This is a genomic window from Bartonella sp. CL434QHHD (assembly GCF_042195145.1).
Taxonomy (GTDB): Bacteria; Pseudomonadota; Alphaproteobacteria; order Rhizobiales; family Rhizobiaceae; genus Bartonella.
Genome location: NZ_JBHINT010000011.1, coordinates 111,988 through 138,774, shown reverse-complemented (window position 1 = coordinate 138,774; position 26,787 = coordinate 111,988). Strand labels below are relative to the sequence as shown.

Annotated in this window: 18 protein-coding genes; 14 read left to right on the top strand and 4 right to left on the bottom strand. The window is 36.8% G+C overall.

The genetic code is table 11. The features are described 5' to 3' along the window. Window positions 1-28 precede the first annotated feature (28 nt). Entirely contained in the window at window positions 29-505 is a 477-nt protein-coding gene (gene smpB, locus ACFILN_RS01900) for an SsrA-binding protein SmpB (RefSeq protein ID WP_012231306.1), read from the bottom strand. 18 nt (window positions 506-523) lie between these two features. Further along, a complete protein-coding gene (gene dapA, locus ACFILN_RS01895) occupies window positions 524-1,408 on the bottom strand; it encodes a 4-hydroxy-tetrahydrodipicolinate synthase (protein WP_273791105.1) in 885 nt (294 codons plus the stop codon). Between the two features lie 250 nt (window positions 1,409-1,658). Here dapA and ACFILN_RS01890 point away from each other — a divergent pair, with 250 nt between their 5' ends. Then, window positions 1,659-3,749, top strand: a complete 2,091-nt coding sequence (locus ACFILN_RS01890; protein WP_375657727.1) for a lytic transglycosylase domain-containing protein — start codon at window positions 1,659-1,661, stop codon at window positions 3,747-3,749. Between the two features lie 1,039 nt (window positions 3,750-4,788). Here the strand turns inward: ACFILN_RS01890 and ACFILN_RS01885 are convergent. After that, window positions 4,789-5,559, bottom strand: a complete 771-nt coding sequence (locus ACFILN_RS01885; protein WP_375670760.1) for an energy transducer TonB — start codon at window positions 5,557-5,559, stop codon at window positions 4,789-4,791. Between the two features lie 244 nt (window positions 5,560-5,803). On the opposite strand from ACFILN_RS01885, the gene ACFILN_RS01880 reads away from it, so the two are divergent. The 5 genes from ACFILN_RS01880 (at window position 5,804) to ACFILN_RS01860 (ending at window position 12,153) form a co-directional block, all read left to right on the top strand. Further along, window positions 5,804-7,984 (top strand): TonB-dependent hemoglobin/transferrin/lactoferrin family receptor, encoded by a 2,181-nt coding sequence (locus tag ACFILN_RS01880; protein ID WP_375670746.1) that lies wholly within the window; start codon window positions 5,804-5,806, stop codon window positions 7,982-7,984. A 271-nt stretch (window positions 7,985-8,255) separates the two neighbouring features. Then, a complete protein-coding gene (locus ACFILN_RS01875) occupies window positions 8,256-9,299 on the top strand; it encodes a hemin-degrading factor (RefSeq protein ID WP_375659685.1) in 1,044 nt (347 codons plus the stop codon). 18 nt (window positions 9,300-9,317) lie between these two features. After that, entirely contained in the window at window positions 9,318-10,220 is a 903-nt protein-coding gene (locus ACFILN_RS01870) for a hemin ABC transporter substrate-binding protein (protein ID WP_273791109.1), read from the top strand. 5 nt (window positions 10,221-10,225) lie between these two features. Further along, entirely contained in the window at window positions 10,226-11,323 is a 1,098-nt protein-coding gene (locus ACFILN_RS01865) for a FecCD family ABC transporter permease (RefSeq protein WP_375630798.1), read from the top strand. Continuing rightward, a complete protein-coding gene (locus tag ACFILN_RS01860) occupies window positions 11,320-12,153 on the top strand; it encodes a heme ABC transporter ATP-binding protein (protein ID WP_375637393.1) in 834 nt (277 codons plus the stop codon). Before ACFILN_RS01865 ends, ACFILN_RS01860 begins: the two co-directional genes overlap by 4 nt. A 1,126-nt stretch (window positions 12,154-13,279) precedes the next feature. Here ACFILN_RS01860 and ACFILN_RS01855 read toward each other — a convergent pair. Beyond that, complete coding sequence (locus ACFILN_RS01855) at window positions 13,280-14,254, bottom strand: tail fiber protein (RefSeq protein WP_375670744.1); 975 nt, start codon at window positions 14,252-14,254, stop codon at window positions 13,280-13,282. Between the two features lie 3,354 nt (window positions 14,255-17,608). On the opposite strand from ACFILN_RS01855, the gene thiC reads away from it, so the two are divergent. The 8 genes from thiC to pepN all read left to right on the top strand — a co-directional run bounded on the left by thiC (window position 17,609) and on the right by pepN (window position 26,706). Next, window positions 17,609-19,435 (top strand): phosphomethylpyrimidine synthase ThiC, encoded by a 1,827-nt coding sequence (thiC, locus tag ACFILN_RS01850; RefSeq protein ID WP_375670742.1) that lies wholly within the window; start codon window positions 17,609-17,611, stop codon window positions 19,433-19,435. 4 nt (window positions 19,436-19,439) lie between these two features. Further along, window positions 19,440-20,390 carry a glycine oxidase ThiO gene (gene thiO / locus ACFILN_RS01845; protein ID WP_273791114.1) on the top strand — a complete coding sequence of 317 codons (951 nt, stop codon included), beginning with the start codon at window positions 19,440-19,442 and terminating at the stop codon, window positions 20,388-20,390. Between the two features lie 3 nt (window positions 20,391-20,393). Beyond that, on the top strand, window positions 20,394-20,591 hold the full coding sequence (gene thiS, locus ACFILN_RS01840) for a sulfur carrier protein ThiS (RefSeq protein WP_273791115.1): 198 nt from the start codon (window positions 20,394-20,396) through the stop codon (window positions 20,589-20,591). A gap of 4 nt (window positions 20,592-20,595) precedes the next feature. Beyond that, window positions 20,596-21,369, top strand: coding sequence for a thiazole synthase (locus tag ACFILN_RS01835; RefSeq protein WP_273791116.1), 774 nt, complete (start codon window positions 20,596-20,598; stop codon window positions 21,367-21,369). Further along, window positions 21,366-21,971, top strand: a complete 606-nt coding sequence (locus tag ACFILN_RS01830) for a thiamine phosphate synthase (RefSeq protein WP_273791117.1) — start codon at window positions 21,366-21,368, stop codon at window positions 21,969-21,971. The genes ACFILN_RS01835 and ACFILN_RS01830 overlap by 4 nt, the downstream gene beginning before the upstream one ends. Continuing rightward, a complete protein-coding gene (locus ACFILN_RS01825; RefSeq protein WP_273791118.1) occupies window positions 21,962-22,720 on the top strand; it encodes a hydroxymethylpyrimidine/phosphomethylpyrimidine kinase in 759 nt (252 codons plus the stop codon). Before ACFILN_RS01830 ends, ACFILN_RS01825 begins: the two co-directional genes overlap by 10 nt. Before the next feature lie 445 nt (window positions 22,721-23,165). Beyond that, window positions 23,166-24,005, top strand: a complete 840-nt coding sequence (locus ACFILN_RS01820; protein ID WP_273791211.1) for a uracil-DNA glycosylase family protein — start codon at window positions 23,166-23,168, stop codon at window positions 24,003-24,005. A gap of 73 nt (window positions 24,006-24,078) precedes the next feature. Then, the gene (pepN, locus tag ACFILN_RS01815) at window positions 24,079-26,706 is read left to right on the top strand and encodes an aminopeptidase N (RefSeq protein ID WP_375660527.1); all 2,628 of its coding nucleotides are present in this window, start codon (window positions 24,079-24,081) and stop codon (window positions 26,704-26,706) included. The last annotated feature ends 81 nt before the right edge of the window (window positions 26,707-26,787 follow it).

The window sequence follows — 26,787 nt, the reverse complement described above, 5'->3', positions numbered from 1 at the left end:
TAAATAAAGAATATCGAAATTGCATCCATCATCCATATCTTTTTAAAAGTCTTGCTTTTTCACGTCCCCAATCACGTTTTTTTTCCGTTTCGCGCTTATCATGAAGCTTTTTCCCCCGCGCTAGAGCGATCTCCAACTTAACGCGCCCTCGTTCATTAAAATAAAGTTTGAGAGGAACAAGTGTCATTCCTTCACGAGACGTTGCATTAAAAAAACGTGCCATCTCACGTTTTGAAAGTAATAATTTGCGCAAACGTCGTGGTTCATGATTAAAACGATTAGCCTGCGTATATTCAGGAATATAGCTGTTTACTAACCATAATTCCCCATTCTCAAAACTCGCATAGCTTTCAGCAATATTGGCATGATTAGAACGTAAGGACTTCACTTCCGCTCCCTGAAGGACAAGACCAGCCTCGAGATTATTAAGGATTTCAAAATTAAAACGTGCTTTACGATTGTCAGCAATTATTTTCCGTACGGGCGCGTTCTTTTTTTTATTCATGGCTTTGTCAATATCATTTTATGCTTTTAAAAGACCAGCATGACTGAGGGCTGCATCAATAATCTTCTTTGTTCTTTCTGTTAATGGAACAATAGGAGAACGCACAGTATCACCACAAAATCCTAATTTTGCAGCAGCATATTTAATACCTGCCGGACTAGGTTCAATAAACACAGCACGATTAAGAGGCATCAAGCGATCATTTAATTCTCGTGCTGTTTTATAATCACCACGAAAACAAGCTGCTTGAAGTTCTGCACAAAGCTTCGGAGCAACATTGGAGGAAACTGAAATACACCCCATACCTCCATGTGCATTAAAACCTAACGCCGTACAATCATCACCGGAAAGCTGCACAAAATCTTTTCCACACTTTTCACTTTGTTCACTAACGCGCTCAATTCTGCTCGTTGCATCCTTAACACCAATGATATTGTTAAAATCTTGATAAAGGTCTTTCATCGTTTCTACAGCCATATCGATAATAGAACGACCAGGAATATTATAAATTATAATCGGAATAGAAACAGCTTTGGCAATGGAAGAAAAATGCTTGTATAAACCAGATTGATTTGGTTTATTATAATAGGGAGTGACAACCAAAACTGCATCTGCACCAGCTTTTTGCGCGTATTGTGCAAGCTCTACAGCCTCGCTTGTGCTATTTGATCCCGCTCCAGCAACAACAGGAACACGCTTTGCAACCTGCTCAACACACAATTCTATAATCCGCTTATGTTCTTCATGACTTAACGTTGCTGATTCACCTGTTGTCCCAACAGGGCTTACACCGTTAATCCCTTGTGTGATCTGCCATTCAACAAAATCACAAAACGCCTTCTCATCAATTGCGCCCTTGTTATCAAACGGTGTGATAAGCGCAGTTATAGCTCCCTTGAGCATGATAAACTCCCTATAATGTTTGCTTTTATTTTTTTATAATCGCCTTTTATAAATTTTAAATAGAGCATAATCTTGCTCTATCATTGAAGCAAGATGAATTTCAAAAAAAGCCCTCATAAGATGAAAATGCCCCTCCTTAAATGTTGAACAGTTCTTTAAAATAAGCCGTCTATATTAACGCGTTTTTCACGCTTGTGTTCTATAAATCCTTAAGTTTTTACAAAAAGCAAGGTCTCAAGGTCTTTTCTCTATGCGTGTATTCTCCACCTCTCTTTTCGTATCAACCTTTACTGCACTTATACTGGCAATAAGAATTTTATTTTCAAGTGCATACGCGCAAACACCCCTTTTGCAAGGGAAAGCGCCAATCCCTTTGGTTCGCCCTACTCCCTTTACCACAAAAGAAGCTCAAGACTCTCTTCAACAGATACACACGACATCACACAATACTGCTACACTTCAGCAACTGAAAGCTGGGCTAGATGCACTAGCAAACAACAATATTGCAAAAACAATAAATCTTCGTAATTCAATGGAAAAACATAGCCTTGATCGTCATATTTTGACATGGGCGCTGGGGGTATCAAACCAAGCGAATATACCAAGTTCTGAAATATTTAATGCAATCAACATGCTAAAAGGATGGCCAGGTATAGAAACGATGCAACGCAATGCTGAACGTGCTTTTCTTAACGAAACCAACGTTACACGCGCAATCATCCAAAAATTTTCTCATCACCCGCCCCAAACAGCACAAGGGATGGCTCTCTTCGCTAAAGCACTTATCGAAACCAGACAAACCACTCGTGCTCAACACATTATTGCTCCATGGTGGCATAAAACACAACTCAGTGCAAAAGAAGAAGTATTTGTTCTTAAAAATGCAAGCGCTGCATTAAAACCTATTGATCATTTGAAACGCATGCAGTTTATGCTGTATGCACATCGTTTTGATTCAGCAGCACGCGTTGCAAAATTAGCCCATGCTCAATCTCTTTTTAATGCTTTTGTGGCCGTTGAAAAAAATGATCCTAGAGCTACACAAAAATTAAAAGCTGTAGAGAGATCATGGCAAAAAGATCCTCTTTTTCAGTTTGCTCGAATACGCCATCTTCGACGAACAGAGCAATATGATGCAGCCGCAGCACTCATGATGAAAACATCAAACGATGCATTTCGCCTTATGAACCCTCATTCATTGTGGAAAGAACAACGCGCCCTTTCTCGTGAAATGCTCGATTTAAACAAACCAAAAATTGCTTATCAACTCGTTGCAACGCACACTGGTATAACATCTGCATTAGCCGTCGATGCTGAGTTTCATGCAGGATGGTATGCACTACGGTTTCTTCATAACCCTAAATTAGCAATGCAGCATTTTTCACGTATTCCTCAACTCTCTTCTTTACCTTTTTATGCATCACGTGGATATTACTGGATGGGACGAACAGCAGAAACGCTAAAAGAACATCAAAATGCTCAGCAATACTTTCATCGTGCAGCTCATTTTGGTGCAACTTACTATGGTCAATTAGCCGCTGAACGACTCAACCAAAAAAAGCTTAAAGTTTTCTTTCCCAAACCAACAACCGCTGAGCGACAACATTTTAGTGCACGAAAAGCGATCAAAGCAATTCAACGTCTTGAAGCAGCCGGCTATGCTGATTTTGCTAAAATTTTTTATAGAGAGCTCGGAAAAAGAATAGAAAGCCCCGGTGAATTAGCTCTTCTGGCTGTTATGGCAGAAAAAAATGGAGACTATTATACCAGCCTCAAAATTGGAAAAATGGCTGCTTTTCAGGGAAAAAATGTTGGTGCACTCTCTCATCCTCTGGGAGCTATACCAGCTTCTGCTAATATTTCTATAGAAGAAAAATCGCTTATCTATGCCATTGCACGCCAAGAAAGCGAATTTAATCCAACAGCCATATCAAAAGCAGGTGCACAAGGTATACTCCAATTGCTTCCTACAACAGCAAAAGCACTGGCAAAAAAATACTCAATCGCATGGTCTCCTAAAAAATTTAGCAGTGATGCTCATTATAATGCAACATTAGGTGCCCATTTTCTCAATGAACAATTAGAACGTTTTAATGGATCCTATATACTAACTCTTATTGGCTATAATGCGGGTCCCCGTCGAGTCAATGAATGGATAAAACGTTATGGCGATCCTCGAGGACAATCTCTCGATAACGTCATTGATTGGATTGAACGTATTCCTTATACAGAAACACGTAATTACGTGATGCGTGTCATGGAAAATTATGGTGTCTACAAAGCAAGACTCACTGGGAAAATAGATATAAAAACCGACCTGCTTTCTGGTCGACAGAAATAATATGCCTTAACTTCCCAAATAGCATTTGAAAGCATTCATAAGAAGTGTTTTTATTCCTTTTTAAATAGTACCCACATACCAGCCTTCTTATGATGTATAAGCAAGTAATTTTAATTGATTCAGTATCAATAAATTCAAAATAAGAAAACCCTGCGCTATTCGGGTCTTTTATTCTAAATACAAAATGATGACTTATCATTATAAATCAACATGTCATACAAATAGTTCATTTCTTCTCAACATAAACGACAATATCATAGAGATTACAAATATAAGAGAAGAGTGAAACAAATAGCTCATCCTTTTACTGTTGCTTATTAGTCAATATTCAAATCTTGTGAAACAGCATATTTTAAAACTATTTTTTTCTGCTTATAACATTTCTATACCAAATAGAGAGTAGGTTGTTATATATATCGTTTGGATTATCTCTGATAACAGAAAGACAAACTCATTGAGTTAGAAAGCCTTAAAGACAAACAATTTTCTTCTGCCCCTTCCCTTTCATTCGGTTTTACGACTTTTAAATATGTCAATATCTTTTAATGATGAAGATGAAGCTTTGCTTTTTGTTTTTCTCATTTTTACATATAAGTTCACATCCTTCACACAAAAACAGAGCATCCCAAAATAGTATGTTTTTCTTATTGATATTCTTGTTTTATTTTAATGTTTCTAAGTCTATTTCACAACGGTGTATCTGGAAAGTACTTACGAAAATCCTCTCACGAACGGTATAAAAATCGATTAGACACGATTAACCTTTACTTAATTACTTAATAAAAGCTATAGCTCTATCATCCCATAACTCCCAATGTTGCAACAACCCTTTCATTTAGAGCATTCATAAGAAGTATATTCGCTGCTTTTTAGAAGTTTTTATCCATGCTCCCCCCTCAACTTATATCATAAGTAAGCGAATGGTTTTGATTAATTCAACGTCAAAAAAATTAGAACAAACTATATTTTAACTTTCATTAAAATTATAAATAATCATTATAAATCAATATATTATAAGAAAAGCGCCCCGCATAAGAAATCAGCTAAATATTAGGGATACTCTGATTGTTTTATTCACTTTTGATGGTGGTGGTGGTGGAAAAGAACCAATGCGTTGAAGTGCTGCCATCGCTAATCGATCAAGTTCCGGATCACCAGCAGATACTGCTACACGACTAGAAAAAATACTCCCCTGCTCATGTACCATAAATTCTAACTTCACCGTTCCTTTTGTATGACTGGTACGCTGTCCCACAATATAATTTTTTTGCCTTTCTAATTGTGACTGTACCTTTGCTAACCACTCCATTAACAACATATCTTCAGTCCCTGCTGTAACACCGCCCTTATTGGTGGAAGAAGAACGTACCGCCTTTGTATTGGAGCGCTTTACTACAGCCTTTGGCATCGGTATTGTTTTTTTGATAAACGCTTTATGCTCCACTTTTTGAGGAAGGGGGTCTTCTAAAGACTTTAAGTCATCCTGTTCTACTATATGCTGAGGTTCTTGCGATTGAACTTCATCCACGGATTGCAATCCTTCTAACTCCTGCTCTAGGAGATCAGACTGTAATACTTCTGGCTCTGTATTAATATCCGACTCTGTATGAATATCTGGCCAATCTGTATCAACATCCGGATATACAGTTTCTTGCGCAAAAGTCAGCATAATCTCCGACGAGAGCAAGCCATTACTTACACCAATACTTTGAAAATAAAACTGCGCTCCCAATAATACATGCAAAAAGAAAGCTCCAACAAATGCACCAATCCAAAGAGTTAATAATTGCTTCGTATTTGCAAAATTCATCGTTTTTTCTGCCACTATTTTAAGCTTAATATTGGTGTTCAATCTCATTAAAACAGGCTATTTTGAAATTGCAACTTTTTTCTTGACTGATTTTGTCATGTTTAATATGGTTTTCCAGTGATTTTGTGTTGTTTTCAAAATCATTTCTACTTGGCTGGCAAGTTTTAATCAGCGGGTCCAGCCTTTTTGTATGTAAATAAAATTTCAAAACAGAGAGGGGACGTTAAAAGGGTTGTGATGTGTTATGCAAATAAGACGAAAAAATATCTATAAAAGCTGTGTGATTTTAAGTGCATTATCGGTCTGTATACCTTCATTTGTTTTCGCACGAAGTAATGATGGATCTTCTGTCACTGAACTCAAACCAATTGTTATTGAAGAGAAAAAAATAGGGACGGCCTTGGATTCGGTTACTATTTTGACGAGTCGAAAAACCGCGAAAGATATTCGTGAAAAACAAATAACTGATGCCTATGATATTAATCGCCTTGATCCATCTGTATCCTATAACCCAGGGAATAACAGTTTTGTCATTCGTGGTTTAGAGGCAAGCCGTATTCTTACAACAATGGATGGTATCGTTCTTCCATGGTTGGACGATATATTCCGCGGAAATAGTGGTAACACAACGTTTGATTTTGGTGCACTTTCCACACTTGATATTATTCAAGGATCGGATTCTAGCCTTTATGGATCTGGTGCGCTAGGAGGAATTGTTGCTTTGCGTACTCTTGATCCTGAAGATCTTATCACAGAAGGAAAAAATTGGGGTGGTCTTATAAAAGGTGGTTATCATTCTGTTGATAATAGTTGGCACGTAGATCAAGCTGTTGCAATGCGTGCTCAACAAACGTTTTTGCTTTTCCAAGGTTCTTATGCGGAAGGTCATGAGCGCAAAAATATGGGAACCTTAGAAGGCTATGGAGAGCGCACACGTAAAAACCCTGCTCATTTTGATCAAAATAATTTGCTCTTTAAAATTCACCAATACCTTGATGATAATCACCGACTTGGTTTTACCGCCGAGCGTTTTGGTCACACCATTGATACACATTCATTGAATGCTTCTGAGAGATATTATGCCCCTAGTTCTGTTTATGATAAGGACGACAAACTTCGTGAACGCCTTTCTCTTTCTTATGACTATAACGGCAATGAAGAAGCACTTTTTGATGCATTTCGTGGGCAGATTTATTGGCAAAGACAGTCAAATCGTCATATTCTGACCGGATTTCGTGTTAGGGCCCCCAAAGGGGATTTTTTGAGAGATAATTTTTTACGTAATACTAATTATGGTTTCAATGCTGATGCTCTCAAGAAAGTTCATATTGGCACTGTAGATCATACGTTAAAGCTTGCCACTAATGTTTTATCATCTAAATTTCATCATTATTTGTTAGGGAAAGATAATTGTCATTTGGCGGAAAATGCACGGGGCTGTCTCTTTGTGCCCGCTAACCGATCAGATTCACCAGATGCGAATGGCTATAATTTGGGTTTTGTTTTCGAAGATGAAATTGGCTTTGCTGATAACCATTTCCGTATAACACCTGGAGTTCGTTATGATTGGTTTAAATATATCCCTCAAAAAACGTCCTCTTATGAGAAAGCTCTGATTTCTGACAAATTTCCTCCAGAAAGAAATGGTTCACGTTTTTCTCCCAAATTACGTATGGAGCTGGATGTTCGTAATCAAGTAACACTTTATGCTCAATGGGCGCAAGCTTTTCGTGCACCACGTATTCCAGAACTTTATGTCTCTTATATAAAACCCTCTGCTTATTATGTGAAGGGAAACCCTGATCTTAAAGCAGAAACAAGCAATGGATATGATGTTGGTATAAGGTATGGAAATGGAAATTTCGGCGGTTCAGTCAGTGCCTTTTTTAATCAATACAAGGACTTCATAGATACTATAGATAAAGGGCCATCAGAGGAATTCAAATTTGCGCGTCGCCATTACATAAATCGTGCGAATGTGCGTATTTATGGTGCTGAAGCCAAAATACATTTGGCTCTTAATGGTGGATTCCATAGCAATTTTGCTCTTGCCTATTCGCAAGGAAAAGATCTTGATAAAGATGAATATCTTAACTCAATTCCAGCTTTAAAAGCGATTGTTGGGATCGGATATGCAAAAGAAATCTGGGGAGCAGACGTTGTTCTTACCTCATCTGCCAAACGCGATAAAGTTGCTAAGGAATCGGACTATCAAAAAATTCCAGGTTATAATATTATTGATGTGTCAGGTTGGTTGAAGCCATTTGGTGAAAAGGGTCCTGTTATAAGGGCTGGTGTTTATAATCTGTTCAATCAAAAATATTGGAATGTATCAGATCTTCCTTCCGGTGAAAGCTCAACGCCGAAGGATTATTATACTCAGCCTGGTCGCAACTTTAAAGTTTCGTTCGTGCAAAAATTTTAGTTACTTTTGTTAACCATTAGATCAATTAAAAAGGTTAGATCGATAAAGAATAAGTTATTGTGTTTCTGTTCTTCTTGTTCTCTAAACAACAGATTTTGAGGTTTACGCTTTAGCTTTTTGCAATTTATCGGTTTTTATTGTTCTACTGTTAATAAAAAAAGGGCTTATTTGGTAGTAGGTTGAACCATTAGTTGATAGTGGTTCGACTTACTGTCTTTGAGTTGAAAAATTAAACAATTAACCCTCAAACAGGTAACATAAGGATAAGCCCATGTCATACACAGCCGAAATGATTATTCGCTTGCGTGAAGAAAAAAAAGAGATGCGTAACCGCGATTTCGCGGACTCTATTGGTATATCCGAAGCAGAACTCATTGCGGCTTATTGTACAATTGGAAAAGCAAAAAAACTACGCGCTGATGTCGCTACTCTCTTGGAAAATGCTCCTAAACTTGGCACAGTTATGGCATTGACACGGAATGATAATGCTGTCCATGAAATAACAGGATGTTTTGAGAAAATTGTTCAAAGCCAGCATATCCCGATAACACTCGGTGAAATTGACTTGCGTGTTTTTTCAAAAAAATGGAAGTTTGGTTTCGAGCATGATGTGATTATTCTCGGAACACCTATGAAAAGTTTGCAATTCTTTGATCAATATGGCATTGCCATTTTCAAACTCTATTCTAAAGACGCAACAAATATGGATGAATGGGCTGCACTTGTTGAAAAGTTGCTTCATGACGATCAATCACCTGTACTTGATATTTCTCCCGTTCTTACTCCAGTACAATGTGATACGACAAAGCTGGATGTTGAAAAGTTCCGAGATCGTTGGCGCCAGATGACTGATGTACATCAACTTCATGAGATTATTTCTGAACTGAAAATTAATCGACATGATGCTGTAAAACATGTCGGAAATGAGTTTGCCGATGAGTTAAAAATAGAAGCTGTTGAAATGATGCTCAGACAAGTTGCACAACAAGAGTTACCAATTATGTGTTTTGTTGGTAATAAAGGATGTATTCAAATTTTCACTGGGCAAGTAAAGAACATTAAGCAAATGGGACCTTGGCTTAATGTTCTCGATCAGAAATTTCACCTCCATTTACTCGTTTCTGGATTTTATAAGGTATGGCGTGTTCGCAAGCCTACGATTGATGGGTATGTCAGCTCACTTGAAGTTTTCGATAAAGCTGATGAGATGGTTATTCAATTCTTTGGCGTACGCAAGGAGGGACAAAAAGAACGTGACGATTGGCGCTCTTTATTGAATAGTTTGCCATCATGCCAAGAAAACAGCAGTAACTAAGATAAGGTAAGGTTGGACATGTTCATATCTCTTTTACATAGGTTATCAAACCTTTTTCTTATGTGTTTACTGCTCTCTCTTACTTGTTTTTCTAAACAAGTAATTGCTGAACCTGCAACGCGTTTTCCTGAAAATGCTCGAATTGTTTCTATCGGCGGAGCACTTACAGAAATTGTCTATGCATTAGGAGCCCAAGATCAACTTGTCGCCCGTGATAGTACAAGTGTCTACCCACAAGAAGCGCTCAAGCTTCCTGTGCTTGGATATATGCGTGCTCTTTCACCTGAGGGTGTTTTATCACTTGCTCCAGAGGGTATATTGCTTGTTGAAGGAAGCGGTCCCGCTTCAACAATTGATATTCTCAAAAAAACATCGATACCTCTGGTGATCATACCAGAAGACTACTCCCGTGAAAATGTGATAGAAAAGATTCGCCTCGTTGGTCAAGCCATTCATCGGGAAGTGCAAGCCGCGGCGTTAATTGAGAAATTGAAGCGTAATTTTTTAGATAACGATGCGCTTTTGGCGAAAGTAACAAGACCAAAGCGTGTTCTTTTTGTTTTCTCTGTGCAAAATGGACGCGTCATGGCATCTGGAACAGGTACTGCAGCTGATAGTATGATAAAACTTTCAGGCGCTATCAATGCTATCACCGATTATAAAGGATATAAACTTCTCAACGGCGAAGCGTTATTGAAATCAGATCCCGATGTTATCTTACTTGTAAAACATGGTGCAAGATCAACCAGCATTGATAAGATTTTAGCCATACCGGCAGTTCAAGCAACAACTGCAGCAAAAAATCATGCCATAAAACAGATGGATGCCATGTATTTTTTGGGATTTGGTCCACGCACTGCAGACGCATCAAGAGAGCTTATTGAGATACTTTATGGTGCAAATCAAAACGGTAAGAGCTGATAAAAATGGTAGACGGTACATCCATGATGCATTTACCTGAAGCAAAAGAAGGTAAAAAAATAAGCCGTTCAAAGCAGGGGAAGATTTTATTATTAAGCTTAATAATCTTCCTTATCTTCAGTATTTTTGGTGGGCTCTTGAATGGTGCTGCAAAAGTTTCTTTCGTTGATCTCCTCCATGTGATGCTTACACAAGATTTTTCGGTAAGTAGTAAAACGCGTGATTACCTCGTGCTCATAGACATAAGGCTTCCCCGTGTTATCTTGGGATTATTGATTGGAGCAGCTTTAGCTGTCTCCGGTGTTCTTATGCAAGGGCTTTTTCGTAATCCTCTTGCAGATCCCGGAATTGTAGGTGTATCAGCAGGTGCTGGACTTGGAGCAGTCTTAGCAATTGTTGTCGGCATTGCTTTTCCTGTTTCATTTGCACCTTTTCTAGAGCCTTATAAAGTTATCATAGGTGCTTTTTTTGGTGGACTTTTATCAACGATTATTCTCTACATAATAGCAACGCATAATAGCTTTACCTCTATTGCAACCATGCTGCTTGCTGGTATTGCTCTTGGTGCATTAAGCAGTGCAGTTGTCGGAACATTGATTTTTGTCGCAAATGACCAACAACTGCGTGATATCACTTTTTGGAGTCTTGGCTCTCTTGCGGGCGCTACATGGTTAAAAGTATGGCTCGTTCTTCCTTTTATCGTTATTGGTCTTCTTTTCTCTCCCTTTTTATCACGAGCACTTAATGCCCTTGCTCTTGGAGAAGCTGTTGCTGGCCATATTGGTTTCCATATTCAACGCGTCAAAAATATTGCTATTCCCCTTGTTGCTCTTATGTGTGGTAGTGCTGTTGCTGTCAGTGGTGGTATTGGTTTTATTGGTATTATTGTTCCTCATATTTTACGTCAGCTCATAGGTCCTGATCATCGCTATCTCATTCCTTGCTCTGCTCTCCTGGGAGCAGCATTACTTATTTTTGCTGATATGTTTGCACGCTTAATTGTTGCCCCCGCAGAATTGCCGATTGGGATTGTAACAGCACTTTTTGGTGCACCTTTCTTTCTATGGATCCTTATATGCAAACGAGGAACAGACTTTTCATGATTGAAGCGACAAATATTTGTGTTCAGCGCGGAAAGAAGAAGATTCTTAAACACATTAATCTTCAAGCTAAAAGTGGCGCTTTTACCATTATTATTGGTCCTAATGGATCAGGAAAAAGTACTTTTATCAAAGCTCTGAGTGGTGAAATTCCTTACAGTGGAAAAATAACCTTAAATGGTTATAATGTATGCCAAACAAAAACTCATGTAATGGCAAAAATGCGCGCTGTACTACCACAATCAACAACGCTCGTATTTCCATTCTTAGTCCATGAAGTTGTAGGACTTGGTCTTTCTGTAAACCAATTTACCTTTGCCACAGCCGAATTGCAAAATCTTATCCAGAAAGCTTTAGAGTGCGTTGACCTTTCTGATTATGGCAACCTGTATTATCACCAATTATCAGGCGGAGAACAAGCTAGAGTACAACTTGCCCGTGTACTTTGCCAAGTCTGGAAACCTGTTCATAATGGGATTCCTCGCTGGATGATATTAGATGAACCTATTGCTAGCCTCGATATTCAACATCAAATCATCGTTATGGATATTGCTAAACAATTTTCCTATTCTGGTGGCGGCGTTCTTGCTGTTCTTCATGACCTCAATCTCGCGGCACATTATGCAGATAACATGATCTTGCTCAAGGAAGGTGAGATTTATTGCGAAGGAAATGCAACTAATGTTTTGACAACACAAAATCTCCGCAATGTTTATCATTGTTCTTTAAACGTTTCTGAATTACCTAAAGAAGATATCCCTTTTATACTCCCTCAAACGGCATCCTCCTATGAAATTAGATCTCTAAGCTGTCGGCTTCAATCTAAAAACTAAAGTCCATAGCAAAATAAAACACGCAAATATTCAAGAATCTTTTTTATTTTTATATGAACTCCTTTTTGTCATCTATCATTAAAAAAGAAGACCAAGCACCCTAAAGATATTTTTTGAAAAAACTACCAGTTTAAAATCTTTCAAGATTTTACGTAACTAAAAACATGTGAAGTTTTGTTTTGCTATCAAACTGTTAGATAATACGAATTTATACAACATAAATATGCGTTTTCCTACTCTTTCTATCACTTTTATCTTTATAAAAATGATTCAAGAAATGCGTACAAATGCCTTTGTTATAATAACGGGTGTATTATTTATATCTTCTAAGGACCATATAGAAATCAAGTACTTTTCTCCCCTCCACAAAAGATTTGTTTGTAGCTTTAATAGTAACATCTTCTTTATAACACATATACTTTAACTTTTTTTATAAATAAATATTAATTTATACTAATATTTTTTACTTTTCTCTTTCTATTAAAAAATTGTTTATTGGCATATCACAAAGAATTAACCTATTGAATAAAAACTTTAAAATAAACTCAATAACGCTTCTTGTAAGCCCCCTAATGCAAAAACAATGCGAAATATAGGGATGAGGAGAGAGTATAGAAATAGCGTTTGTCTTCTGCTTCACAAGCATAATGATGATTCCACTCAAGGAGTACTATCATTTACAGATAAAGCCTCCACCATGGCAATGCAAAGAAATGAAATCGACAACAAGGTGAGAGATATCTTTATAAGATGAATTAACTCATACGGGGGTATGCTGTTTTTGCACAAAAAAACGTTAAAATATTGTACTTTATTTATGCCTCAGGTTGAATAATTTTATCACCTTACCCCCTATCAAAACACCTTATGAAAAAATGTATCTCTAGATCACTTCACGGTACAGTTTAAATGATTTTTACATATTTTCCCTATGTTATCATACAATTATAAAATAAATTATATCCTTAACTCTTTCTTTCAATCATTTTTAAATTGTTTTTTGACTCTCTCAAGTATCCTATTAACAATATAGATGTCCTCTTCATATGTATAGAAAATAACGCGGAATTGCTCCGCGTTAACAAAATTATCAAGGTCTATAGATTATTTATGGACCCGACCATACTCATGATTTTATAGCATAGACAACGGTTGTATTAACAGGGCGCGTTTCTGCCTCACCCGTATGGGAAAGAGTTACCTTGTGTGTATGTGCACCAGCAGAAGCTGTTCTCCCTTTCAGGGTCGCATTATAAGTATAATGATTCGGGAGTCTCCCAATATCACCAACGGGCCAGCCTACCCCTTGATACTCAAAATTGTGTGCATGCTCGCCTGCGTTTTCAATGCTCCCAATATGCGTATGCAATTTTATGCTATCTTGTTGTTCATCTGCAAACTTTCTACCACCATCTAAACCCCGACCATTATCAAAGCCGCGTAAAAACATGCCTCTAAAATCAGGAACTTTAAAAGTTTTATTGCTGTCTTTTCCCCATTTATCACCTATTGCCTTGAATAACTGCGGATAATCTTCACGCTTATAGGCCTTACCATCACATAAAAGCCAACCATTTGGCACATTTTGCATAGCAAATGTTGCAATGAATCCAGCGGGAAAACTTTCTATCTTTGGTGGTGTAGGATTTAATAAATACCAACCCTCATGCTCTTTTATTAAAACACCATTATTGTATACCATTTCATAAATGCCATCTGTTTGAAATTCTCCACCTTCTAATGGTATAACCCCCACATCAGTGGCTTTATAGATAAGCTTTTCTTCTATATTATTAACAGTTATGGTTGTAGCGCCAATATTTACACCACAAGCTTTAAAACGTATGACGATATCATTGTTGTATTTCTTTATAGGCGAAACTGTCTTTAAAGTAATTAATGTTGTTTTATCATCCACATTTACTGTAAAGCTTGAATTAATAGATCCTCCATTATCTGCAAGATATTCACGTACGCGCTGCATCATCGCCCGTGCACTATCATTAACAGAACTAGGCGGCTGACCTTCTGCCCAATTAATGATACTATCTGAATAAGCATTTTCATCAGCCTTTAGAGACCAATCGTAAATATTAGACATTTTAAATCCCCCATTATTTTCATAGTTTTTCTAACAATTTCTCGTTCTGTGCACTAAAATGTGCGGACGCTGTTGATTGGTACATCATAACCACTGTACCATCCGTATTTACGCATTTTATCTCTCTTCACTCCTTCCAATTTTATAACCTAAATTCACCAGACGCTTTTCATAACATTAGTATTAATGCTTTCTCTTCTAATGTGTAATGTAACCACCTCATTTGAGGTTACTCAGTATCTTGTTTTGTTGCTTTGCTGTTGTTATATAATTATTTCTCAAATCTTGCATCTTGTTGCAAAATTTATAAATACTGTTCAAAATTTTTCTTATTATGGATTTAATATAACCATTACTGAATGTAATAACTTATCACCCACATAGAAAGTTTCTGACTTAAACATTATCTTTTTTTATTTTTTCAATAGTTTAAATCTATCTCGTCGATATTTTATACCATATATTTTAAACAAAGAAATTCTATCTTTTAGCTATCATTTGTATTAAAATTTTAAAATTAGCTTCAAATTTTTTGCATGCTTCATTATGTTTTTATTCACATGCAGATACTTTGTTCTATTTTATTCAATTTATTCCTGAAATTGTGTTACAGGATTATCACCAATGTTTTTTTGAACAAGCTTTTGTTCAATCTAAATACATCATAGAGAATATATTCAATATGGCTATTTCCTCACGCTTTCATTGAACTGAAAAGAAATACTTTGAAATACTAAAGAAACACTACACACCTTCACAAAATTTGAAGGTTGTATCCGATCCGGAAAAAATTAAAAAGCATAACCTAGCGCCCTCCCCCAATTTTTATGAACAATATCCTTGTTTTTTAAACGCCCCATAACCAACTTTTCCCCTCCCACACTTAGCACATCTGCCTCTATATATTATTATATGTATATCTTTTTTGCAAGAACAATAAATCATTCTAAACAACATCTTGCAATTATTGGTGTCCTTCTTAATTCATGGCAATATCAAAAAGCATTCTCTAAACTGTTTTTCTAACTCATCTGCTTCATCAATCCAAACAAAAAATACGCTCCATCGATTTAACACTTGCTATACCCTTAACTATCAAAGAAAACACCTTACAAAATCTTGCATAAGTAGCCAGACAATTGGTCTATCCATGGCTTGTTTTTTCCAAATAAAATATCCCCTCCACTCATTACCGACTTTATTTTCAGTGTTCTCTGCACCTTTAACTTCTATCTTCCCTTTAAAATACACATCATTTATTAGCTACACCCTTTACCAGCTCTCGATGGGGTTATTTTTACTGTTTTTGAAGTTATTGCTATATTTTCTAATGTCAGAAACATTTTCTTTAGGTAATAAAAAACTCAGAAATTCCAGACTTTTTACATACATAACGCTAATATATAACCTTACAATACATGAATAAAATGTGATCTATTCTACAAAATATAATACGTATTGATGAATCAACAAAACCAACACTCAAAAAGAAAGATGGAAATATGAGTTTTGGAGATCTTATCGTATGCAGTATATTAGGATTTTTGTTTACAATCTTTTCATTGGGGGGATGCTTAAAATCGTTACAGTAGAATTGAAAAAAGAATAGTTTAGGTGTCCTTTTCTATTCCTTCCAGCATTTACCTCATTATTTAGTATAATTGCACTACTTAAATATGATCTTTTTAACAAGATTTAAAAGATAAGCTGTTTTTATATCCTTCATAAGGTGCATAACGAGTTTTATGATGTGAGTGGGGTAATGCAAAGCGATTATAGAATGCTATGATACTGCAGATAAAGAATTCACTAACGAATTTATTTATGAATCTCTTGTCAACACATTTGTCTATCTTTGGGGTGCACCAATCATCACTGGCTGTATAGCTGCAGCTTTTATATGGCTACCATTTATAATACTGTTAATAATAGTAATATTGGTGGGAATTTGGTTACTCTTCCTCATAATTCCCTACTTATTCAAAAATTGGTTTTCGGCTTTATTAATCATCATTATAATAATTCTGTGTTTGTGTTTATTTTAATTATTACCTATTTTAGTGTTTAAAATTTTTTTTGACGCAAATTTTCTCAATTTTTCTCTTGTTGTATTATAATAATAAGAGCACTTCATTATAATTAGAAAGCTTTTTGTATATAATTAGTGATTTCTTATCTGTAATATTGTTGCACGATATCACATGACACTTGAATAACTTTACCTTGAAAACAAAGAGCTTTATGTCTCAGAAAATGAATTTTCACCTCGTCTTAAGCTAAAACACAGCGCTTTGCACGCATTTCTATTGCAAACTAATTAATGAATTTACGTATACTTTTGTGCTGAGATACATCCTTTTGCTTTCCTCTCTCTTCCAACTATTTAAAATTGTTGATGAAATTTCAAGATAAAAAGCCTTTGTTCATTTTCATCATCATTTTTTAATTCAGCTTACGATTTTCAAAACATTCAAAACAATATTATTTTTAATAATAAAGATTAGGTATTGTTTCACGCTTTTGTTTATCGCATTCTTAATGGGAACATCCCCCTCATGAAGAATAGAATGCCCCAAACAAAATATAATGATATTGCATATTACACACTTTTTTAAGAAATATTGCTCAAAATATACTCCTTTTATTTTACGACAGCGCACATCAATAATAAAATAGTAAGCCATTATAGATCATCAGCGTTAAGCTTTTGAAGATACAAGCTGGAACCCATTATACATTTTACTGTCCCCCACGTTTTGACAGTCCTCACATCTTAGAATGTTCATTAAATGACATTTGGCTTCCTTTCTTCAAGTGTTTTGCCCCATACGCCCCCACTTATGACGTGCAAGGAAGTGATTTTATATGAAAAGATGTATGATGAGAGAATCTTATGGTATTCTGAGTTATTATTTTAATATGAAAAAAATCTCAATCAGAGCCATAAACTATCTACTTTTTCCCTGATAATCCGTTTTTAACTTTATTCTGGTTTATAAAAGCTTCAATATCATAGTTTATCACTTCATAATATCTATTTACACTCTTAAAAACACACCAAAATCGTTTAAAATATATTTTTATGATTGACAATATAGATATTTAAGCCAACCATATTCGTATTAACAAAAATACTTCAAGTGGGAGGAGGCATGCAAATATTAGAATAGATATTGTATCAATTTTCAAAATAACTTTGCTTGAGCTGTATTGGATTTTCTTTGCTACAAAGCAATATTATTCCTATTCACCCGAATGCTCGTGATTGATAATTTGAATACATCTCCATTAACATCGTAACTCCATTAACATCGCAACCTATTTTTGAACTCTGTGTCTATAAGGAAAAAGTTTGTGCAGAAAAATACTCCATCAATCAGTTGTAGCCCCTTTCCCGCTTCACGCAAAATTTATCAACAGAGCCTTCTCTTTTCTGATGTGCGCGTACCATTGCGTGAAATTTCACTGACTGATGGCAGTGGTGAAAAACCTTTAAACGTCTACGATACTTCTGGCCCCTACACAGATAAAGATATGATCATTGATATTACAAAAGGCTTGCCGGCAATTAGCTTGCCTTGGCTCTCTAAGCGGGATGATACTGAAACTTATCCTGCACGATTAGTTAAACCTGAAGATAATGGATTGACTTCTGATAAAAACCTTACACCAGCCTTTAAACAAAAACGTCCTATTTTACGAGCAAAAAATGGCAAAGCAATTACACAAATGGCTTACGCACGCGCAGGCATTATTACCGAAGAAATGGAATATGTGGCTATACGAGAAAATGAAGGATTAGCAGTAAAAGAACGGCAGAATGTACCATCAAATGAAACATTTTCTGGATCAATACCAGAAATTTATACTGCCGAATTTGTTCGCAATGAAATTGCTTGTGGACGCGCCATTATTCCACAAAACATTAATCATCCAGAGTGCGAACCCATGATTATTGGGCGTAATTTCCGTGTTAAAATTAATGCCAATATTGGTAATTCAGCAGTAACGTCATCTATGGAAGAAGAAGTTGATAAAATGGTTTGGGCCATTCGCTGGGGAGCAGATACAGTTATGGATCTCTCTACAGGACGAAATATTCACAATATTCGTGAATGGATTATCCGAAATTCTCCTGTGCCCATCGGAACAGTCCCTCTTTATCAAGCACTCGAAAAAGTACAGGGTATTGCCGAAAACTTAACATGGGATATTTTCCGTGATACCCTTATTGAGCAAGCAGAGCAAGGTGTTGATTATTTTACCATTCATGCAGGATTAAGATTACCATTTATTCCTATGACCATTGATCGTGTAACAGGTATTGTTTCACGAGGCGGTTCTATTATGGCAAAATGGTGTCTCCATCATCACAAAGAAAGCTTTCTCTATGAACATTTTGATGAAATTTGTGATGTTGCAAAAACATATGATATCTCTCTTTCATTGGGGGATGGATTGCGCCCTGGCTCTATTGCCGATGCCAATGATGAAGCCCAATTTGCAGAGCTTAAAACTTTGGGAGAATTGACAAAAATTGCTTGGAAAAAAGATGTACAGGTTATGATTGAAGGTCCTGGGCATGTCCCAATGCACAAAATTAAAGAAAATATGGAGCAACAATTAGATCTTTGTCATGAGGCGCCTTTTTATACTTTGGGACCTCTTACAACGGACATTGCTCCTGGTTATGACCATATTACATCAGCAATTGGTGCCGCTATGATTGGATGGTTTGGAACTGCTATGTTGTGTTATGTAACACCTAAAGAACACCTAGGACTCCCCGATAGGAATGATGTAAAAACTGGTGTGATCACTTATAAAATTGCTGCTCATGCCGCTGACCTTGCTAAAGGTTTGCCTAGAGCACAACTGCGCGACAATGCTCTTTCGCGTGCACGATTTGATTTTAGATGGCACGATCAATTTAACCTTTCTCTTGATCCAGAAACAGCCTGTGCCTTTCATGATGAGACAATGCCTAAAGAAGCCCATAAATTAGTGCATTTTTGTTCCATGTGTGGACCAAAATTCTGTTCTATGCGTATTTCCCATGATATTCGTGAGGCAGCTGCAATAAGAAAAACAAAAGGGGAAGGTATGATCGCCATGGCCGAAAAATATCAGAAAAATGGTGACCTTTATATGGAAACTGTTCCTCCTCAAAAAAGAAAGTAAACAGTTGAAAAACATTCTTATCAAAGGTGCAGGTGTAGGCGGCTTAACAGTTGCCTTTATGTTACAGCAAAAAGGTGCTTCTGTTACTGTATCGGCCCCCCCTCATTCACCTATAGGAAGTGCTAGTTGGTATGCAGGAGGAATGCTTGCACCTTACTGTGAAAGGGAAAGTGCAGAACAAATTGTTGAAGATCTTGGTGTACAAGCTATACAATGGTGGCGTAAAACGCTCCCCAACCTTGTCATACAAAAAGGCACTTTAGTGGTTGCACCTACACGAGATAGAGGAGAGCTTGAACGATTTTCTGTGCGTACGCATAATCACAAAACCGTAGATAATACAGAAATAGCTCATCTTGAACCAGATCTTGCGGAACGTTTTAACTGTGCACTCTTTTATGAAAATGAAGCCCATATTGATCCTCGCAAAGCACTTATGGCTTTAAAAGAAAAGCTTCTCAACAATGGAGCCTGTTTTGTTGATGTAGAAATAGCTGAAAAAAAATTTGATATTGTTATTGATGCGACAGGAATAGCACGTTTAGGAAAAGATAAAAATATACGGGGCGTACGTGGTGAAATGCTTCTCGTGCGCTGCACCGATATTAAAATTTCGCGTCCAATTCGTCTTCTTCATCCACGGTTTCCTCTCTACATTGTACCTCGACAAGATAATATTTTTATGATTGGTGCAACGATGATTGAAAGTGACTTTGATGGTGCAATCTCTGTAAGATCAATGATGGAACTGCTCAACGCGGCTTATACTTTACATCCTGCTTTTGCTGAAGCAGAAATTATTGAATCTGGCGTTGGTGTTCGTCCATGTTATCCTAATAACTTCCCTTCTGTGCATAAAGATGGTAACTTTATTTCTATTAATGGATTTTATAGACATGGTTTTCTGTTGTCTCCAGAAATGGCAAAACGAGCAATGGAATTGGCATTGGAATAAAACATGCAAATATTTGTTAATGGTGAAACAGTCCAAACAGAAGTTATGACTCTCGGTCTCTTGCTTGAAGAATTGGGATATGAAGGAAATTGGCTTGCAACTGCTGTTAACGCTGAAGTTGTTCCCATAGATGCACGAAGCCAATTTGTCTTGCATGAAGGAGATAAAATTGAAATTTTAAGCCCAATGCAAGGAGGCTAAAATTATGCTGAATCTTTATGGACGACAATTCTCTTCCCGTCTTCTATTAGGTACAGCGCAATATCCTTCACCAGCAATCCTTCGTGATGCTATTCATAAATCGAATACGGAAATTGTAACTGTTTCCTTGCGCCGTGAAACTGCAGGTGGAAAACAAGGTGGACAATTTTGGAAATTTCTTCAAGAGCTTGGGGTAACAGTGCTTCCTAATACTGCTGGTTGTTATACTGTTAAAGAGGCCGTAACCACAGCCCAATTAGCAAGAGATCTTTTTAAAACGGCTTGGATTAAACTCGAAATTATCGGTAATTCAGATACCTTACAGCCAAATATTTTTTCCTTAATCGAAGCTGCTCAAATTTTAAACAATGAAGGTTTCAAAATTTTTGCCTATACAACGGATGATCTCATTGTTGCTGAAAAACTTTTTGACATTGGTTGCCGTGTTATTATGCCTTGGTGTGCTCCTATTGGTTCTGCCAAAGGACCTCATAATACTGATGGATTGCGTTCTATCCGTGCTTACCTTCCTGATGCTACTCTTGTTATTGATGCCGGCATTGGACGCCCATCACATGCCGCCATTGCGATGGAACTCGGTTATGATGCAGTACTGCTTAATACCGCAGTTGCTAAAGCAGGTGATCCTGTCTTAATGGCTGAAGCATTTTCTAAAGCTGTTCAAGCAGGACGTATGGGATATAAAGCTGGCATGATCGAAGCACGCAGTGTAGCAGTCCCTTCAACGCCAATCATTGGAAAAGCAGTATTTTCATGAAACTGGATCCATTTTACCTCATCGTTGATAACGCTGATTGGATTGAACGTTTGCTTCCTCTTGGTATCAAGCTCGTACAATTGCGTATGAAACATGAAAATCAACAAATAATCCGTCAACATATCAAGCGTGCAAAAAACATATGCAATAAATTGGGAGCACAATTAATTATTAATGATCATTGGGAAATAGCAATTGATGAAAAGTGCAATTTTATTCATCTGGGACAAGAAGACCTGAGCAATGCTGATCTTCACGCAATTCGTAAAAGTGATATAAAAGTTGGTCTTAGTACACATGATGAACATGAATTGGATACCGCACTCTCTGCTAATCCTGAGTATATTGCACTTGGTCCTATTTATCCGACAATCTTAAAAAAAATGAAATGGATGCCGCAAGGATTAGAGAAAATCAAACAATGGAGAAAGCGGATTGGTGCTTTACCTTTGGTGGGTATTGGTGGTTTAACACCAGAACGCGCAGTTGGTGTTTTAAAAGCAGGAGCAAATAGTGCTGCTGTTGTGACTGATATTATCCTCCATAAAAAACCTGAAGAGCGTGTACAGCAGTGGATAAAAGTGACACAAACATGGCGTTGATACCTTCCATTCTTATTGTTGCGGGCACTGATCCAACAGGAGGTGCTGGTATTGTTCGTGATATAGAAACCTCTGCGCATTTTCAAATAAAAGCAAATTTAGCAATTACTTGTGTTAACGTACAAGATGATAATCGCGTTGTCGAAATCATTCCAATGCGTGGAGACCTCGTCGCTGCGCAAATGCGTGCTGCCCTAGAAGCAAATCCAATAAGCGCAATAAAAATCGGTATGACGGGGACAAAAGCAATTATAGCAGCAATCTGTAACGTACTCAAAGACTATCCCCATGTTCCAGTTATTTTGGACCCTGTACTTGTCGCTTCATCAGGAGGAAAACTAATAACGGAAACAATCATCGACACTATGATCGATAAACTGCTTCCTCATGTTGATCTTTTAACACCGAATAGAGAAGAACTCGCTCTTCTTAGCCAAAGTCCATTGGCATCTCATGATAAGCAAGCAATACAACAAGCAAAAAAACTTTTGTCATTGGGAGCTCGCTCTATTTTAGTAAAAGGGGGACATGCGGAGGGGCCTCTTGCAATTGATAGCTTCATTGACAAAACTGAAGTCATAAATATCTCTACTCCACGTTTAAAAGGAACAATGCGAGGAACAGGTTGCATTCTCTCAAGCGCTATTGCAGCGCATTTAGCATTAAATGAACCTCTCATTTCAGCGGTAAAAAAAGCAAAAGAATATATCCACACATTGCTTTTAACCCATTGTAAAAATAGTTTATAATGTCTTAGTATTTTTCTCATATAAAATTAATATTTATATATTCATTAATATATTTATTTTTTAATAAAAATTATTTAAAAAATATAATAATAAAAAAATTATACTTTATTTTATAAATAAAATACTACAAAAGTAACTTTAATTAAGTATTAAATATATAATACAATGATAACAAATATTATAACACCACTTGCATTCAGTAAAAAAATCTTTTATTATGAATGAGTTTAGTCTGTTTAAAAAGTTGAAATAGCGCAATTTAAACAAATTGTACATTTAAAGATGTATATAATCGCGAACACTCGCATTTTACGATTTGCCTTTTTTGTGAAAAGAGAGAATCCTATCAGCGTTCTTATACATTAATGGCTAGCGAATACATTTAATAAAACTTGAAGGATAATTTTGTTTGATCTATAATCGCTAGATCATTAGAAAAAGTAAAATGTTAAATCAAACGCCGTGCTCAATTTCCTATGAAGAACTCTTAAACTTTTATAAAGAAAGTGGTGCGGATGCCGTTCTGACGGATTTCCCTATTGATCGTTTTAAGCAGTCTGCTTGTTCAGAGAGAAAATTAATATCTGTCGTGAACATTTCTCATAATCAACAAGCATCTCCCAAAACATCTCCAACCGTAAAATTAGATCATCATCAGCTGCATAACTCTAGGACTATACAAAATGAATCCACAGCTATAGAGAGTGCAAAAAGTGCCAAGACACTTGATGAATTAAAATCTGCTCTCCTTGCATTTAATGGCTGTTCATTAAAATTGACAGCAAAAAATACCTGTTTTTCAGATGGAACAGCAGGAAGCCCCCTAATGCTTATAGGCGAAGCACCAGGACGAGACGAGGATATACAAGGAATTCCTTTTGTGGGAAAAGCCGGGATGTTGCTTAATAAAATCCTCGCATCAATTGGCTTAACAAGAAATAATGTTTACATTGCCAACACTATTCCTTGGCGTCCACCAGGAAATCGTACACCAACACCAAGAGAAGTTGCCTTGTGCCGCCCTTTTATTGAACGGCACATTTATTTAGCGCGTCCTCGTGTTCTTATAGCACTGGGAGGTGTTGCTGCACAGTTTCTTACTGGATCTCAAAATGGAATTATCCGAACAAGAGGGAAATGGCATATCTATGAAAGCGAGGATAATATAAAAATACCTGTTATGCCAACTTTCCACCCAGCCTACCTTCTTAGAACCCCTAGTCAAAAGAAGCTTACATGGATAGACTTCTTAGAAGTAAAAAATCGCCTCGACAGCCTTTTGTAATTCTTTAATCCTATCTTGCTTCTAAAATTAACACACCCTTCTTTAACTCTTAAAATACAAATGGGAAAAAACTATGAAACAGCCAATAACATCTATTTATCGTTTGGAAGACTACCAACCAACCCCTTACGTTATCCCTAAAACACAACTTTCTTTCCAATTGGCACCGACAAAAACCTATGTTACAGCCATATTGTCTATTGAATCCCGTCACGATACAAAAGAATTAACACCTCTTGTTCTTTCTGGTGATGATCTTACTTTAATTTCCGTTTCTATTAATGATGAGATATTAGCCCCAAACACTTATAAAGTGACGCCTTCACGTTTAGAAATTACAACGCCACCAACGGCTCCTTTTACATTGAAATTGGTTACAGAACTGAATCCTGAAAGCAACCGCCAACTTATGGGGCTTTACCTTTCAAATGGTGTTTATTGCTCACAATGCGAATCGGAAGGTTTTCGTCGTATTACTTATTTTTACGACCGCCCAGATGTTCTTTCTACCTATAGAGTGAAAATTGAAGCAGATTCCCAAACAATCCCAATCTTGCTTTCCAATGGTAATCTGGTGGAAACAGGAACTTTAGAGAATAATCGCCATTTTGCCATTTGGGAAGATCCTTATCCCAAACCATCTTATCTCTTTGCTTTAGTAGGTGGAGATCTTGATAAGTTAGAAGACCATTTTACAACTGTATCTGGACGACGTATCGAGCTTGGTATCTATGTAGAAAAAGGAAAAACCGAACGCGCAACCTATGCAATGGATGCTCTTAAACGTTCCATGCGTTGGGATGAACAATGTTTCGGACGCGAATATGATCTTGATATTTTCAATATTGTTGCTGTGTCCGACTTTAACATGGGAGCAATGGAAAACAAAGGCCTTAACGTTTTTAATGATAAATATGTTCTTGTCGATCCTGAAACAGCAACCGATCAGGATTATAGAAATGTTGAACGTGTCATTGCACATGAATATTTCCATAATTGGAGCGGTAATCGTGTTACCTGTCGCGATTGGTTTCAACTCTGTTTAAAAGAAGGATTCACTGTTTATCGTGATCAGGAATTTTCATCAGATCAAAATGTACGCAGCCTACAGAGAATTGAAAATGTAAAAGCATTAAAAGCAACGCAATTTGCAGAAGACGCAGGACCTCTTGCGCATCCTGTACGTCCTCGTCAATATAGCCAAATTAATAATTTTTACACCACAACTGTTTATGAAAAAGGTGCTGAAGTTGTTCGCATGATACGAACTATTTTAGGTCCTACTCTGTTTCGTAAAGGCACTGATCTTTATTTTCAACGTCATGATGGACAAGCTTGTACAATTGAAGATTTTATTACCTGTTTTGCTGAAGTGTCTGGTCAAGACTTCTCCCAATTCATGCTATGGTATGAACAGGCAGGAACACCCAATGTAGAAATCGATAGTCATTATAGCGATGGTGTTTTAACAATTCATGCAAAGCAACATATTCCCGCAACCCCACAACAAAATACAAAAAAGCCCATGCTTATCCCTATCGTATTTGGCTTGTTAGGACCTAACGGAGAAAACCTCACCTATGAAGCAGATACAGATATTCAATCAGATGTTATGCTTTTATCCAAGGAAAGCCAAACGTTTACATTAAAGGGACTGCGTGAAAAACCCGTTTTATCACTGCTGCGGGACTTTTCAGCACCAATCATTCTACACACTCCATTCAATGAAAGAGAACTTATTTTTCTTGCACAACATGATGACAATCACATCAATCGCTGGCAATCTCTTAATCATTTAATGACGCAAGCTTTGATTCAAAGCATTCAAGATAAAACACAAGAAAAAGCAACTCTCTCTTCTGCTTTGCTAAAGCTGATTGAAACGATCATAACAGATGAAACCTTAGAGCCTGAATTTCGTGCCTTCTGTTTAAATTTACCTAGTGAAGTTGAGCTTGCTCATACAATCGGTAAAAATATTGACCCAGATCGTATTCATTATATCCGCAATCAGTTTTTAGCTTCACTTGCACAAACTCATCAAGAGCTCTTAACAAAATTCTATGGACAAATGCAAACCCAAGAGCCCTATTCACCAAACACTGCACAAGCTGGAAAACGAGCATTAAAGAATATCATACTGGATTACCTTTCCATTGCTGAAGCCAATCCAAATCGAGCTGCTATACAATATGCAACAGCTGATAATATGACTGACCGTATGGCTAGTATCGCTGTTCTCGTGAAGCGTTTTAATGAAAGTGAGCAGGCACAAAATGCCTTAAATGATTTTGAAAACCGCTATCGGCATGACCCTTTGGTCATGGATAAATGGTTTTCTATTCAAGCAATGGTTGCTGGAACATCAACACTCGAGAATGTTCAAAAGCTCATGCAACATCCGCTTTTTTCACAAGATAATCCTAATCGTGTACGTTCCCTAATCGGTGTTTTTGCCTCTAACAATCTCACGGGCTTTAATAGGATGGATGGAGCGTCTTATCATTTTCTTTGCCAAGTCATTTTGGAAATTGACAAAAAAAATCCACAGCTTGCTTCACGATTATTAACAATGATGCGCTCTTGGCGACAATTAGAACCTATTCGACAACAAAAACTTGAAACTGAATTAAAAATGATTGCTGTTGCGCCAAAATTATCAAGCGATGTTGCTGATATCATTAATCGTCTGCTCACTTAAAACAAAAAATTATTTTAAATCAATATGCTATAATATTTTTTAAAATAAATTCTATAAACTATTCGATCATCATTAAACCTA

Coding starts and splice junctions, on each gene's coding strand:
- smpB (WP_012231306.1), bottom strand. CDS start 505: ATGAATAAAAAAAAGAACGCGCCCGTACGGAAAATAATTGCTGACAAT.
- dapA (WP_273791105.1), bottom strand. CDS start 1,408: ATGCTCAAGGGAGCTATAACTGCGCTTATCACACCGTTTGATAACAAG.
- ACFILN_RS01890 (WP_375657727.1), top strand. CDS start 1,659: ATGCGTGTATTCTCCACCTCTCTTTTCGTATCAACCTTTACTGCACTT.
- ACFILN_RS01885 (WP_375670760.1), bottom strand. CDS start 5,559: ATGAATTTTGCAAATACGAAGCAATTATTAACTCTTTGGATTGGTGCA.
- ACFILN_RS01880 (WP_375670746.1), top strand. CDS start 5,804: ATGCAAATAAGACGAAAAAATATCTATAAAAGCTGTGTGATTTTAAGT.
- ACFILN_RS01875 (WP_375659685.1), top strand. CDS start 8,256: ATGTCATACACAGCCGAAATGATTATTCGCTTGCGTGAAGAAAAAAAA.
- ACFILN_RS01870 (WP_273791109.1), top strand. CDS start 9,318: ATGTTCATATCTCTTTTACATAGGTTATCAAACCTTTTTCTTATGTGT.
- ACFILN_RS01865 (WP_375630798.1), top strand. CDS start 10,226: ATGGTAGACGGTACATCCATGATGCATTTACCTGAAGCAAAAGAAGGT.
- ACFILN_RS01860 (WP_375637393.1), top strand. CDS start 11,320: ATGATTGAAGCGACAAATATTTGTGTTCAGCGCGGAAAGAAGAAGATT.
- ACFILN_RS01855 (WP_375670744.1), bottom strand. CDS start 14,254: ATGTCTAATATTTACGATTGGTCTCTAAAGGCTGATGAAAATGCTTAT.
- thiS (WP_273791115.1), top strand. CDS start 20,394: ATGCAAATATTTGTTAATGGTGAAACAGTCCAAACAGAAGTTATGACT.
- ACFILN_RS01835 (WP_273791116.1), top strand. CDS start 20,596: ATGCTGAATCTTTATGGACGACAATTCTCTTCCCGTCTTCTATTAGGT.
- ACFILN_RS01830 (WP_273791117.1), top strand. CDS start 21,366: ATGAAACTGGATCCATTTTACCTCATCGTTGATAACGCTGATTGGATT.
- ACFILN_RS01825 (WP_273791118.1), top strand. CDS start 21,962: ATGGCGTTGATACCTTCCATTCTTATTGTTGCGGGCACTGATCCAACA.
- ACFILN_RS01820 (WP_273791211.1), top strand. CDS start 23,166: ATGTTAAATCAAACGCCGTGCTCAATTTCCTATGAAGAACTCTTAAAC.
- pepN (WP_375660527.1), top strand. CDS start 24,079: ATGAAACAGCCAATAACATCTATTTATCGTTTGGAAGACTACCAACCA.